We start from the raw sequence: 12,881 nt of genomic DNA on the forward strand, positions 1-12,881 counted from the left end.
CTTTTTTTTGCCTTTTCCATAAAAAATACCCCAATCACGGGATTTTTTGGCATTTCTATTACTTATAATTTTGGGGAATAAAAATAGCTGATATGTCAGGGACGATTTACCTACTTGTGATTGGATTGAGTGTATTGCTTTCGCTCATTAATTTTGGTCTGAAAAAAAACAAGACTAGAGGCCAAGGTATTATTTTGGGTTTATTGATTTTGGTATTGGTATTTGAATCAATCGGTAGCTATACTGCGGATTTGAATATCAACAATTCCTTGCTTTATAATATCTGTTGGGTTTATGTAGAATCCTTGCTCTTGGTCATGTATTTCTACAAGTTTGAAATAAGCAAAACCGCTAAAAGATATATCATCACCACTTCATTTCTTTTACTCCTTTGGGGAATTGCCAATTCAGTATTTTTCCAGTCTATTTCCATAGTCTTTCAATTTTATTCTTTTTTTCCCATCAGTCTTTTTATTCTTACTCTCTGTGTCCGGTTTCTTTACAATATGCTGAATCTCCGGATTTTTAAGGATTGGAATTTGATAACTCTTCCTCATTTTTGGATCTGTACAGGCATTTTGTTTTTTTATGTTGAAGCGATCTTTGTTTTTGGACTATACCAGTTTTCTCCTCAATTCGTGATTGAAAATGTAGCTGTAATTTTTGGGTTTAACAGGCTTATGGCGGGAACAATGTACCTGATCTTTGGATTTTCATTTTTAATTCCTAAGGTATTCAAATCTTATTTTGATGAAGGAAATTCAGTGGTAGCATTATAAAAATCTATTAATTTTTTCTTTATTGGATATGTAAATCTCAAATGAAAGAAAATGACCAAAGATCATGTGGAGGCCTTTAGATTGGCATATGCAAAATCTGTAAAAAATTGCCTCAAAGGAAAAGACAAAAATGGAAAGGATATAGCAGAACAATCTGATTGGGTATTTTTGAAAGGAAGTTGATTCCTTATTTGCTTGATATGTGCAACAACCCCAAAGGCGGCGGCTTCAAATTGTTTTTGCACTATATGAAAAAATATTCTCGATATTCTGCCGGTCGACAGAAAGGACAGGGATGATTATATTGGAAGGATTTCCATCGTGATCGCTGCGGCAAATATTATCGAAAGTGAACTGCGACATAGAGACAGAATCAAAAAAATTCAACTGATTTAGCCTTTGATTTCGGTGCTCCCACGAGAAATGGAGGCAAACTTTGTTCCCTTAACTGCAAGCCATAATTCATATGAACTTATTCAATTGGTATACCATAATGATCCTTACGGGCTTGCTATTGAGTATACCCTGTTTTTTTTTAGATCTAAAAAATTTCAAAAAAGGGCACCAAATGGTTTTTTTTATTTTGGCTTTGGTGTCGATTGTTGAATTTTCTGGAGCATTTCTAGCAAGGCAAGGGATTAGAAATCATTGGGTTTATAATATTGGATTTGCTTACGGAGAAACGATTTTAATTTTAATTTATCTTTCTCTGGTTTTGAATGGCCAAAAAAGCAAAGTGATTTTGAATTTTACAGCTTTGCTATTTGGAATTTTTGGGATTCTGAATTCTCTTTTTTTTACCCCGATTGATAATTTCCATAATTATAGCCTCACAATTGGAAGTATTCTGATCATTTTTGGATGTTTTTATTTTTTCTTTGCTGTCATGACGGAGGACACCTATTGGGATGAAAAATTATGGCAGGTTCCTGATTTTTGGTGTGTATCTTTTTTTCTTCTCTTTTACAGCGCATCGATGCTTTTTTTTACATTTTTGTACAACATCATTGAAATGGAAGATGCCATGTGGAAGCAGTTAAATTTTGTTTTAAAAGTCATCGGTGGTACTATGTATCTGGTTTTTGGATTGGTTTATTATATTCCTGCTTTTTCAAAAAAATAGCTCTTTGTATTTTAATGAATTTGAAAAGTCAGATTTTAGATTTTTATTCGTCTATCATCTTAAAAAGAGTATTTTAATTTGAAATACTGATCAAATCATTTCAAATTATTCGTTTTTATTTTCTTTCTTAGGTGGCTGAAAAACAAATCAAAAAAAATATGACTAAAGAAGAATTAAAAAATTTTGTTTCTGTATATAATAAATCGGTCCGGAAAGGAATCAAAGGAAAAAACAAAGAAGGCAAAGATGTACAAGAACAGACCTCTTGGGCTTTTTTTACCAGAGAGGAAATAGAAAGACTTTTGGAGATAACTGATCCTAAATCCGGAGGAATAAAGATTTATTTCGGACAATATGACAAGGAAAACCTTGATTTGGTACCAAAAGACAGAAAAGACCGCGAGGATTATATAGGAATGGTTTCTTTGGCACTTTCTGCTGCAAATCAAAAAGAAGATGGTATTTTTGATGTTTTTGATAACCAGTCAGAAGAGGTTTCAAATACAAATTCAATCGCCAATGGTGGCAAAATCTGTCCCCCATATTGCCAGCCTCCGATAAATATTTAATCAATGTCTGATTATTTATATTCTGCTTTCTTATTTATTGGGATGCTCCTTAGTGTCCCATTATTTTTTGTTAGGGATTTCGAGTTTAGGAAATTACACCGCATCATGTTTGTTGTCATCTTTTTGATAACGATCCTTGAAACACTCGGAACTTACACAGCAAGCAATGGAATGCAGAATGTAATCTATTATAATTTGGCATTTGTTTATTTGGAGACAATTTTGATCTTATACTTCTTTCAAATTGCATTCTTATCGGATAAGGCAAAAAAAATTGTCTCTTTAGCCATTGGAGGGTTTTTCTTTTGGGCTTTATTTTATTCCATTTTCTTCCAATCCTTGTTTGTTTTCCATAATGTCTCTTATGTCATAGGAGGAGTTTTGTTGATTTCTTTTTGTATGTATTTTTTTTATGGCCTGATGAAAGAAGATTGGTATCAAGATAAAAATTTGCTTATCCTCCCAATATTTTGGATAGTGACCATGATCATGTTTTTCTACTCCGGATCATTGTTATATTTCGCTTCATTTAGGTTTATCTCAGGAGCAAATATTGAATTGATGATAAAAATCAACTACATTATCCAATTCCTAAGTGTGTTGATGTATTGGGTGATGGGAACTGCCTTTTATATCCCTTTTTGGTTGGAAGGAAAGCAACCCAATGTAAATGGAGGATTAAATACCCCTACCGAAGTTTTAAAATAACTCTAAGAATTCCCCTACCAAAGTTTTTGTTTTGCCACAAAAGTCCCTTTGGTTTTCAAATATGATTCTGCAATTTTGGATTATTCATCTTTAGTTTAAAAAAACACCCATGGAAAATGACGGCTCTGATCTTTTTTTAATCATCCTATTGGGTTTTTTCTTAATGATTGTGATGGTGTCATTTATCGTGATTATGGTTGTTTTTCACCGACAGCGTCAGATCAAAAACCAACAATTGGTTAAGGAAATCCAAGCTGAATATGAAAAGACCATTCTGAATGTAGAAAAAGAACTGAGAGAAGATATCCTTTCTTATGTTGGGCGAGAATTACATGACAATGTAGGACAGTTACTTTCTCTTGCTAAAATGAATCTCTCAAGTTCCAAACCTGAGAAAGTCAGCGAAGGGAAGGGTATAGTCAACGAAATCATCCATGAAGTCAGAGCCTTGTCGAAATCCTTGAATCTTGACTGGGTGGAAAAGATTTCTTTGGAGGATTACATCCAAAGAGAGCTTAAAAAATTGGAATCTGCCGAATTCTGTAAAGTTGCATTTCACCAATCAGGCGATATGCTCCACTTAGAAAAAGACAAGAAACTTGTTCTGATCCGAATCATACAAGAAAGCCTTAATAATGCCATCAAGCACGCCCAACCCAAAATGATTGAGATTTCAGTCGATTCTGATTCATCCCGATCTTTGATCAAGGTAATTGATGACGGCAAAGGTTTTGACTACACCGGCGAATCCTCAGGATCGGGAATTTATAACCTAAAAAACAGAATGGCCACAATCGGTGGTGAGATGAAATTACACTCTATCCCAGGTAAAGGGACAGAAATAAAACTAATATTGCCAAATCAAAAAGCTTGATTTATCTTCCTGCAACAATAATAAAGTTATGATCCGTATTGCATTAGCAGATGACCATAAAATGTTTGCCAAAGGGATAGCAAGTCTTTTGGATGATGATGACGATTTAAGGGTTGAAGGTGTTTTTTCAAATGGACTTGAGCTGCTTGAGTTTCTGAAGTCCAATGAAGTGGATGTGATCCTTACGGATATGAATATGCCTTTTTTGGATGGTGCAGGTGTAATAGAATCTGTCAAAAGATTGATTCCGAATTCAAAAATCATTGTCCTTTCCATGTATGATGATGAGGCCATTTTTCTAAAATGTCAAAAACTTGGCGCCGACGCCTATGTCTTGAAAAACGCTGATTCAGACGAATTGATCTATACCATCAAGGAAGTTCACGAAGGAAACCATATCATGAGTTTCCAGAAAGTGCTCCAACAGAATATTGATGACGGATATTCAGATTTTTATAAAGAAAAATTCAAACTCTCCAAACGTGAATTACAATTGGTGAGAATGATCAAACAGGGATTGACCAACAAGGAGATTGCCAAAGAACTCCACCTGAGTGTACATACTGTCGAAGCCCACCGCAAAAAAATCCATGCCAAATTGGGTGTAAGTTCTGTGGCTGAACTTGTAAAAAAAGCTTTTGAAATCGGGATATGAGCAAAATCAAAACAGCACTTGTAGGATATGGTTCTGTGGCTGAAAATTTCCATGCACCTTTGATTTCAGTGTGTGATGATTTGGAGTTGGTGGCAGTAGTGGAAAGAAGCCAACAGAAATCAAAAATTAAATATCCTGGTGTTCAGGTCTTCAAAAGTCTGGAGGAATTATTGGAAAATGATGCAGCGGATTTGATCGTGATCGTCACTCCCAATGAATTCCATTTTTCACAGGCAAAATTGGCTTTAGAAGCAGGCAAGCATGTAGTCGTCGACAAGCCCGTCACCATCCATTCCAAAGAAGCCAAGGAATTGAAAGAGTTGGCAGAATCCAAAAATTTGATCCTGTCAGTATTCCAAAACCGCAGGCTTGATGGAGATATCCTGTCCATCAAAAAAATCCTTAGGGAGCAGATCTTGGGAAGGATAGTCCATTTTGAATCTCATTTTGACAGGTTTAGGCCGAATTTGGTAGACAATTGGAGAGAAAAGGAAGTTCCAGGAAACGGCATCACCTATGACCTCGGAACTCATCTGATCGATCAGGTAGTGATGCTTTTTGGTAGGCCTGCTTGGATTTATGCGGAAATTCTGAAGCAAAGGACCGGTGCCGTAGCGGACGATTTTTTTGACATTACGATGATGTATGATGGGATCAATGTGAGGTTGACGGCAAGTGTTTTGGCCAATGCACCGATTCCGAGATTTTTGATTTTGGGAGAAAAAGGTTCCTATGCCAAATACGGGTTGGATGTGCAGGAGAAAGCTTTCAAAGCCGGACAAATCCCTGTAGGAGTCAATTGGGGAATGGAAAATTCAGAAGCTTGGGGCAAACTTCACTTGGAAAAAGCAACCGTTTCCTATCCAACAGAAAGGGGAGATTACAGGATTTTTTACCAAAATATCGCTGATGCGATCCATGGTAAAACATCCCTGGACGTAAAAATGAGTGAAGCCATTGATGTACTGAAAATCATCGAAGCAGCTTTTTTAAGCAACAAAGAAGGAAGAAGGGTCTACAAAGAGGAAGTATTTAGGTAATTGGTCTTTTGTTTTTTATTCTTCCCCTTGCTATTCAGTCATTTTCTTTAATTTTGCGCCCATGGCAAAAATTGAATCCAACACAGAAAATACGCAATTGAAAGATATAATCGCACATGCCAAAGAATATGGCTTTGTGTATCCTTCCTCTGAAATTTATGACGGCCTTCAGGCAGTATATGATTACGGGGCTTATGGCGTAGAGTTGAAAAATAACCTGAAGCGCCTTTGGTGGGAAACCATGACGAGGCTCAACGACAACATCGTTGGGATAGATGCAGCGATTTTTATGCACCCGACCACTTGGAAGGCTTCCGGACATGTAGACAGCTTCAACGATCCGATGATCGATAACAAAGATTCCAAAAAGCGTTATCGTGCGGATGTGCTTGTTGAGGAGCATGCAGCGGTTTATGAAAGAGCCGGAGACATTGAAAAGGCCAATAGTTTGACAGGGGCTTTGGCAAGGTTGCTTGAAGCCGAAGATTTGGACGGAGTTAGGGATTTGATCACCAATGAAGGTATCAAGTGTCCGATCAGCGGAACTTCCAATTGGACTGAAGTCCGTCAGTTTAACCTGATGTTCTCCACGCAAGTTGGTTCCGTAGCGGAGGATTCCACGACGATATATTTAAGACCCGAGACAGCTCAGGGTATTTTTGTCAATTTCCTGAATGTCCAGAAAACCGCCAGGATGAAGGTTCCTTTCGGAATTGCACAGATTGGAAAAGCCTTCAGAAATGAAATCGTTGCCCGCCAATTTATTTTCCGAATGAGGGAATTTGAACAGATGGAAATGCAGTTTTTTGTACGTCCGGGTTCGGAACTGGAATGGTACAAAGTCTGGGCTGATACAAGGATGAGATGGCACAAGGCTTTGGGAATTCCTGAAGAAAAGCTGAGAAGACATGACCACGAGAAGTTGGCACATTATGCCAATGCTGCCATGGATATCGAATATGAGTTTCCTTTTGGATTCAAAGAAGTAGAAGGAATCCATTCGAGAACGGATTTTGATCTGAAAAGCCATCAGGAATATTCCAAAAAGAAGCAGCAATACTTTGATCCGGAGATCAACCAAAATTACATTCCTTATGTCATTGAGACCTCAATCGGGGCGGATAGGTTGTTTTTGATGACTTTGTGCAATGCTTTTGTTGACGAACAGTCAGAAGAAAAGCAGCGGACTTATCTTAAATTGCACCCTGCCATCGCTCCTGTAAAAGCTGCCATCCTTCCTTTGATCAAAAAGGATGGACTGCCTGAAAAAGCAAAAGAGATCGTGGAATTATTGAAGTATGATTTCAATATCATCTATGAAGAAGCAGCCTCCATAGGAAAGCGATATACCCGTCAGGACTTGATAGGAACGCCATTCTGTATTGCTGTCGATCATCAGACATTAGAAGACAATATGGTGACGATAAGACACAGAGATACCACCGAGCAGGAAAGGGTGCTGATCTCTGACCTTCATGCAAGATTAAGTCATGCATGCAGCTATAAAAGAATCTTTGAAAAGTTTTAAGAAAGCGAATTGTTAAAATAGATCCCTTTGGAAGGCAACTTGCAGAGGGATTTTTGTTTAAACCAATCAATAGCAAGATTTCAAATATCCTTTTCAGTTATTTTTTGTTCTTTTACTTGGGTAAAGAGTAATTGCAATATGAATAAAAAATCGATCATCATAGGATCAGGAATAGCAGGTTTGGCAGCTGCCATCCGTCTCAGAAACAAAGGTTTTGAAGTGAACGTTTTTGAAGCCAATTCTTATCCTGGTGGCAAACTTTCAGAAATTATAATCCAAGGTTATCGATTTGACGCGGGGCCGTCACTGTTTACACTTCCCGATCAGGTCGAGGAGCTTTTTCATATTTCAGGGAAAGATCCGAAAGCCCACTTTGACTACATCCGCCTGCCTGTTGCCTGTCATTATTTTTGGGAAGACGGGACACAGATCAAAGCCTTTGGCGATACCAAAAAATTTGCTGCCGAGGTCGAGTCCAAGTTGGGCGAACCCGCCTCGTATGTTTTTGAATCGCTTCAAAAATCGGCTTTTATCTATGACCACCTTGCGCCCTTATTTATGCATAAATCATTGCATCGGTTTGGGACTTGGGCAAATAAAGATGCGATAAAATGCTATTTCAAATTGGGCAAATTGGGGATTTTTTCGACCATGAATAAGGCCAATGAAAAGCAGTTTTCAAACCCAAAAATGGTTCAGCTATTCAATAGGTACGCTACCTATAACGGCTCCAATCCTTATGAAACTCCTGCCACGTTAAATATCATCCCCCACCTTGAATTCAATATCGGGGCCTTTTTTCCCAAAAAAGGCATGCATGACATTACCCTGAGTTTATACAGACTAGCTTTGGACTTGGGTGTCAAATTCCATTTCAACGCCAAAGTTGAGGAGGTCATTGTCAGGGACAAAAAAGCAATAGGAGTCATCGTTTCCGGCAATTCCCATTTTGCAGATGTCATAATCAATAACATGGACATGGTCAATGCCTACAAGACCATCCTTAAGAAAGAAAAGCAACCAAACCGATTGCTTGACCAGCCAAAATCAAGTTCTGCACTGATATTCTATTGGGGAATCAAAAAGGTATTCCCTGAACTCGACTTGCACAACATCCTTTTTTCAGAAAATTACAAAGAGGAATTTGACCATATTTTCAATAAAAAGTCCATCTACCAAGACCCCACAGTCTATATCAACATCACCTCTGTCAACAAGCCGGACGATGCACCCGAAGGATGCATGAATTGGTTTACGATGATCAACGTCCCCAATAACCAAGGGCAGGATTGGGACAGACTCATCCAAGAGGCAAGGAAAAGCATCATCCAAAAAGTCAACAGGATCCTAAAAACCGACATTGAGAACCTGCTCGAAGTGGAGGAAATCCTAGAACCCAGAACGATTGAATCCAAAACCTCAAGTGCAAACGGGGCACTCTATGGTAACAGTTCCAACAACAAATATGCTGCTTTTCTTCGGCATGCTAATTTCTCTTCGGAGATCAAAAACCTTTATTTCTGCGGAGGCAGTGTACATCCGGGGGGAGGGATTCCCCTTTGTCTGCTTTCTGCCAAGATCATGACTGATATGATTAAGGGATAAAAAAATCCTCCAAAGGTTTTTTCGCCATTGGAGGATTTAATTTAGGATATCCAAAATTATCTCGCTGTACCTGACTGAATAGTCTGTCCAAAGAAGATGGCATTCAAAAACAGTTTGTTAGTACCAAACCAGAATCCCCTGAAATTGGGATTGTCCACAAATCCGATTACCCTGCCTCTCCCAACTCCTGATACTCGTATCGCTCCGGAATTTTTGATCTGTTCAAGGTTACTCGGATGGATGTAACCACTTGCCAAAGGGTTGGCCGTATACACCATCGGATTGGCATAAGCGTTTTCAGAAGGAACCATAAAGAGGTTATCACCTCTGAATGTGAACATTTCCGGTTTTTCGTAACCATATCCTATTGGGTGTGTAATGTCAAGATGGACATTGAAAATCGCTCCTCCTGTTACTTTTGCCCCCATTGCCCTTTCAAAATCAGCATATTTTCTTTGCACCACGGTGTCTTTGCCCTCCTCATTTTTAAATTTGAAGGCTGCAATTTCATTTTGACCAAACCAGTTCAAAGCTCTTCCTGTTGCGATGGCAGTTCCTCCGGCCCTAACCCAATCTTTCGTTTTTTCGACGCCTGATTTTCCAAGTTGGTTGTAATTGCCGTCAGAGAAAACAATGACATTGTACCTGCTCAAATCTGTAAAATTGAATCGGTCAACCGGAAGAAGTGTCGCAGGCATTTGGAATCTTTGGTCTAACAAGTGCCAGACTTCACCTGCATCACTGCTGCTGACTCCTCCATCTACCAAGATGGCGATTTCGGGTTTTTGTAGTACATCTATACTCGGCGAACCGATATTGACTCCTCCTGTATACCCGGTGGTTACTGCATGGATTTCTATTCCGGATTCCTCAGCTAATTTTACCAAGTCATTGTATAATTGTTGGTCGGTAGCATCTGATTGTCCCTTACCCACGATGATACTTCCACGTTTCATTTTGACGTCATCAGGCAAAGTGATTTCCTCATGAGCTACCCTTACCAAATATCCTTTGTCCATCAGCGCATACGCTGCTTTTGGAGCATAATATTCGCTCCATCCAAACATGTAGCTATAGGCTCCAGGTTGACCAATGACTTTTCCTTTTGCTTTTGGTGAATTTTTCGGCACTTCTTCCACATTGGCAAGATTTAGAATCTTACTGCTCAGTGCCATATAGTCTAAGTTAAAAGCCATAGGCATTGTCCAAGCCGATACATCGTAAAACAAGCTGTCAGTAAACGAAGTCCGGGTTTCAAACAAAGACTTGATCAACCTATACTGTGGCTGGTTGAGGGGCACGATATAGGCTTTTTCCTTTTTGAATTCTACACCGTTTACAGAGATGTCCTCTTTGAGGCTAAATAAATCTATGTCGTGCTGAAGGATCAAATCTGCCAAGTGGTAGGTTCTTCCGGCATCTTCTTTGGCTCCGAAGATGTAAGCTTTATTGGTATCGGCATCGTACTCGGTCTTAGCTTCTTTGTAAAAATCTCTTAGGTAGGTATTCAATTCCACCCGCATTTCCCTTGAGGCTTCGAAAGAAGAAAGGGTAGTGGTGAACTGGTTTCTGATCGTAAAAGCAAAAGACAATGGGCCATAGATGGTTTCCTGAAGGTGTCCCCTTGAGCTTGCCTGCTCAAAAAGAATCCCGATCGAACCCTGCACATCTGGATAGGTAGATCCTTTTCCAAAGTAGAAATCATCAAAATTTTCCTGAGTGTAATACAAAGAACCGATCTTATCCAAATGCTTTGCATGGTATTGTCCGATTTTTTCGGTCAGTTCAAAACTCTTCTTTGGTGTCAAAGGATGGTTTCTAGCAGGAACGCCAGGCTGAAAGAAAAAGGTACTGTTTGCTCCCATTTCATGGAAATCAAGGTGTACGTTAGGGAGCCATTCCTGAACTTTGGCCACACGGTTTCTTGATTCGGGATGCTGTGCAGGCAGCCAATCCCTGTTCAGGTCAAACCAATAATGATTTGTTCGTCCTCTTGGCCAAGCTTCATTGAGTTCGCGGTTGACCGGATCTCCGTTCATGTTATAACTTTTGTGCGAATTGACCCAAGAGGCAAACCTGTTGACCCCATCTGGGTTCAGTGCCGGGTCCAAAAGAATGACAATGTTCTCAAGGTCCCCAGCAATTTCGTTCGCAGCTGCAAAGTGGTAAGCTGCCAAAAGGGAGGCATTTACCGCACTTGGTTCGTTGCCATGGACAGAATATCCCGCCCACATGACCAATGGCATTTTTTCAATATTCACATTGGACGAAGGGTCCCGGAGCTTTTTTCTTTCAGATTTGATCTGTTCCAACTTGCCATGATTGGCCGGAGAGGTAATAGTCAGGACGATTTGCGGACGCATTTCATAGGTTCTACCTATGACTTCAATGCTCACTCTGTCCGATGCCGCTGCGACTGCCTGCATGTACATGACCACCTGGTCATGGGTGGCATGCCAGTCTCCGACTTCAAATCCAAGGACCTGTTTTGGAGTAGGGATGGCAGGATTATAGGTGTATCCTTCTGGCAGGTAATAGCTTAAGCTATTTTGTGCCTGAACAGGTAAGATCATCCATGCCATTAAGGCAATCATAAAAATTTTGGTGGTTTTCATGCTACAATAGTTTTTGATTGGGACCCAATTTTAAGGTAATGTTTTCAGAAAAATGAGTAATTTCGTTTAAGAGGTAAAAAAATGATGTACTATGGTGATGTTTATTTTAAATTTTCCGGGTGGTCTGATGATATTCGGACTATTGTTTTTAGCATTTTGGATTTATGCTTTGGTGGATGTGGTGAAGTCAGATTTCAAAGATCCAAACATGAAATTGATTTGGATCATTGTATTGCTTTTTGCCAATCCAATAGGGCCATTTGTTTATTTTGGCTTGGCAAAAAACCAAAAAGGATCACGCCGTCGCAGCAATTACTTTAACAGATAAAATATGTTTGGACTGGGATTTCTTGGATTGGCAATATATGTCTACACCATTTATGATGTAGTGAGCAGTAAGTTTGCCGGCAATAACGACAAACTTGTTTGGGTTTTAATCGTGATTTTTCTTCCATTGATTGGAACGATACTTTGGTTTTTGATGGGCAGAAAGACGGCGAGTAGGTAATAGGATAGAGAAAAAGGAATTCATTTTAATTTATAAAACTCCATTTTTGTACGATAAAATACCGTACATTTGTGAAAACGATAATATCATGGAAACACAATCTTCCCTGAATAAAGATGAAAGAATTGAAATTCGGCTATCATCTTCAGACAAGCAAGTATTTATGAAAGCGCAAAAGCTTAGTGGGGATAAGACATTTAGTAGCTTTATCGTCAGAGTCGTCAAAGAAAAGGCAGAAGAAATTGTTGCAAAAAATGAATCAATAATTGCTAGCGAAAAGGATAAAGAGAAATTTTTTGAGGCGGTATTCGGAAACCCCCAACCAAACCAAAAATTAATCGACGCAGCCAATAAGTATAAATCACAAACAGCGTTGTTGTGAAAATTGAATTATTGGGAAAAACCCACAATAGACAGGAATTTAATTGTGAGGAAGCATCATTGACTGATTATATCAAAAACCAAGTTAGCCAAGATATTAGAAAGCGACTTGCGACTTGTTTCGTTTCAGTCGATGAAGGAGGAAAAGTTTTAGGATACTATACACTTACAAGTGAAAGTCTTGGAAGAGACCAAATACCAGAAAAATACATCAAACAAATTCCCAAAAGCTACAATGCACCTGTTATTTTGTTGGGAAGGTTGGCAAGAGATATTTCTCAAAAAGGTACAGGGCTTGGAGAATTTCTGCTATTAGATGCCTTGTTTCGTAGCTTTGTTTTATCCAACGAGAGTATTGGCGCAATGGCAGTTGTCGTTGATCCTATCAATGAAAAAGCCGTAAATTTTTATTCAAGTTATGGATTTGAACTGCTTTCAGATAGTGGAAAAATGTTTTTGCCAATGAAAGTAATTGAGAAACTAGTTTAAGTAAATC

At 38.9% G+C, this 12,881-nt stretch carries 15 protein-coding genes; 14 read left to right on the top strand and 1 reads right to left on the bottom strand.

Features of this window, described 5'->3' with window-relative positions; genetic code table 11:
- Positions 1-92 precede the first annotated feature (92 nt).
- The 10 genes from NK987_RS05110 (at position 93) to crtD (ending at position 8,881) form a co-directional block, all read left to right on the top strand.
- Positions 93-779, top strand: a complete 687-nt coding sequence (locus tag NK987_RS05110; RefSeq protein WP_258424746.1) for a hypothetical protein — start codon at positions 93-95, stop codon at positions 777-779.
- Positions 780-830: 51 nt separating this feature from the next.
- Positions 831-962, top strand: coding sequence for a hypothetical protein (locus NK987_RS05115; protein WP_258424747.1), 132 nt, complete (start codon positions 831-833; stop codon positions 960-962).
- Between the two features lie 385 nt (positions 963-1,347).
- Entirely contained in the window at positions 1,348-1,902 is a 555-nt protein-coding gene (locus NK987_RS05120; RefSeq protein ID WP_258424748.1) for a hypothetical protein, read from the top strand.
- 158 nt (positions 1,903-2,060) lie between these two features.
- Positions 2,061-2,471 carry a hypothetical protein gene (locus NK987_RS05125; RefSeq protein WP_259262999.1) on the top strand — a complete coding sequence of 137 codons (411 nt, stop codon included), beginning with the start codon at positions 2,061-2,063 and terminating at the stop codon, positions 2,469-2,471.
- A gap of 3 nt (positions 2,472-2,474) precedes the next feature.
- A complete protein-coding gene (locus NK987_RS05130) occupies positions 2,475-3,179 on the top strand; it encodes a hypothetical protein (protein WP_258424750.1) in 705 nt (234 codons plus the stop codon).
- A 109-nt stretch (positions 3,180-3,288) separates the two neighbouring features.
- Positions 3,289-4,053, top strand: a complete 765-nt coding sequence (locus NK987_RS05135) for a sensor histidine kinase (protein ID WP_259263000.1) — start codon at positions 3,289-3,291, stop codon at positions 4,051-4,053.
- A 28-nt stretch (positions 4,054-4,081) separates the two neighbouring features.
- Complete coding sequence (locus NK987_RS05140) at positions 4,082-4,708, top strand: response regulator (RefSeq protein ID WP_258424752.1); 627 nt, start codon at positions 4,082-4,084, stop codon at positions 4,706-4,708.
- Complete coding sequence (locus tag NK987_RS05145; protein WP_259263001.1) at positions 4,705-5,748, top strand: oxidoreductase; 1,044 nt, start codon at positions 4,705-4,707, stop codon at positions 5,746-5,748. Before NK987_RS05140 ends, NK987_RS05145 begins: the two co-directional genes overlap by 4 nt.
- 61 nt (positions 5,749-5,809) lie before the next feature.
- Complete coding sequence (locus NK987_RS05150) at positions 5,810-7,276, top strand: glycine--tRNA ligase (RefSeq protein ID WP_258424754.1); 1,467 nt, start codon at positions 5,810-5,812, stop codon at positions 7,274-7,276.
- 138 nt (positions 7,277-7,414) lie between these two features.
- Positions 7,415-8,881: a 1-hydroxycarotenoid 3,4-desaturase CrtD gene (gene crtD / locus NK987_RS05155; RefSeq protein ID WP_259263002.1), complete on the top strand. Its 1,467-nt coding sequence runs from the start codon at positions 7,415-7,417 to the stop codon at positions 8,879-8,881.
- Positions 8,882-8,937: 56 nt separating this feature from the next.
- Here crtD and NK987_RS05160 read toward each other — a convergent pair whose 3' ends face one another.
- Complete coding sequence (locus NK987_RS05160; RefSeq protein ID WP_259263003.1) at positions 8,938-11,496, bottom strand: M14 family zinc carboxypeptidase; 2,559 nt, start codon at positions 11,494-11,496, stop codon at positions 8,938-8,940.
- 97 nt (positions 11,497-11,593) lie between these two features.
- Between NK987_RS05160 and NK987_RS05165 the strand changes: the two genes are divergently transcribed.
- From NK987_RS05165 to NK987_RS05180, 4 genes are all read left to right on the top strand, one after another.
- Entirely contained in the window at positions 11,594-11,824 is a 231-nt protein-coding gene (locus NK987_RS05165) for a PLD nuclease N-terminal domain-containing protein (RefSeq protein ID WP_258424757.1), read from the top strand.
- Positions 11,825-11,827: 3 nt separating this feature from the next.
- A complete protein-coding gene (locus NK987_RS05170; RefSeq protein ID WP_259263004.1) occupies positions 11,828-12,004 on the top strand; it encodes a PLDc N-terminal domain-containing protein in 177 nt (58 codons plus the stop codon).
- 88 nt (positions 12,005-12,092) lie between these two features.
- Positions 12,093-12,386 (top strand): type II toxin-antitoxin system TacA family antitoxin, encoded by a 294-nt coding sequence (locus NK987_RS05175; RefSeq protein ID WP_258424759.1) that lies wholly within the window; start codon positions 12,093-12,095, stop codon positions 12,384-12,386.
- On the top strand, positions 12,383-12,874 hold the full coding sequence (locus NK987_RS05180) for a GNAT family N-acetyltransferase (protein ID WP_259263005.1): 492 nt from the start codon (positions 12,383-12,385) through the stop codon (positions 12,872-12,874). Before NK987_RS05175 ends, NK987_RS05180 begins: the two co-directional genes overlap by 4 nt.
- Positions 12,875-12,881 lie beyond the last annotated feature (7 nt).

Source organism: Aquiflexum gelatinilyticum (assembly GCF_024813435.1).
GTDB classification, from domain to species: Bacteria; Bacteroidota; Bacteroidia; order Cytophagales; family Cyclobacteriaceae; genus Cognataquiflexum; species Cognataquiflexum gelatinilyticum.

Excerpts from the sequence above, each read along its gene's own strand:
- NK987_RS05115 (WP_258424747.1), top strand. The coding sequence starts at position 831 with ATGACCAAAGATCATGTGGAGGCCTTTAGATTGGCATATGCAAAATCT.
- NK987_RS05135 (WP_259263000.1), top strand. The coding sequence starts at position 3,289 with ATGGAAAATGACGGCTCTGATCTTTTTTTAATCATCCTATTGGGTTTT.
- NK987_RS05165 (WP_258424757.1), top strand. The coding sequence starts at position 11,594 with ATGTTTATTTTAAATTTTCCGGGTGGTCTGATGATATTCGGACTATTG.
- NK987_RS05140 (WP_258424752.1), top strand. The coding sequence starts at position 4,082 with ATGATCCGTATTGCATTAGCAGATGACCATAAAATGTTTGCCAAAGGG.
- crtD (WP_259263002.1), top strand. The coding sequence starts at position 7,415 with ATGAATAAAAAATCGATCATCATAGGATCAGGAATAGCAGGTTTGGCA.
- NK987_RS05170 (WP_259263004.1), top strand. The coding sequence starts at position 11,828 with ATGTTTGGACTGGGATTTCTTGGATTGGCAATATATGTCTACACCATT.
- NK987_RS05120 (WP_258424748.1), top strand. The coding sequence starts at position 1,348 with ATGGTTTTTTTTATTTTGGCTTTGGTGTCGATTGTTGAATTTTCTGGA.
- NK987_RS05175 (WP_258424759.1), top strand. The coding sequence starts at position 12,093 with ATGGAAACACAATCTTCCCTGAATAAAGATGAAAGAATTGAAATTCGG.
- NK987_RS05130 (WP_258424750.1), top strand. The coding sequence starts at position 2,475 with ATGTCTGATTATTTATATTCTGCTTTCTTATTTATTGGGATGCTCCTT.
- NK987_RS05145 (WP_259263001.1), top strand. The coding sequence starts at position 4,705 with ATGAGCAAAATCAAAACAGCACTTGTAGGATATGGTTCTGTGGCTGAA.
- NK987_RS05125 (WP_259262999.1), top strand. The coding sequence starts at position 2,061 with ATGACTAAAGAAGAATTAAAAAATTTTGTTTCTGTATATAATAAATCG.
- NK987_RS05150 (WP_258424754.1), top strand. The coding sequence starts at position 5,810 with ATGGCAAAAATTGAATCCAACACAGAAAATACGCAATTGAAAGATATA.
- NK987_RS05110 (WP_258424746.1), top strand. The coding sequence starts at position 93 with ATGTCAGGGACGATTTACCTACTTGTGATTGGATTGAGTGTATTGCTT.
- NK987_RS05160 (WP_259263003.1), bottom strand. The coding sequence starts at position 11,496 with ATGAAAACCACCAAAATTTTTATGATTGCCTTAATGGCATGGATGATC.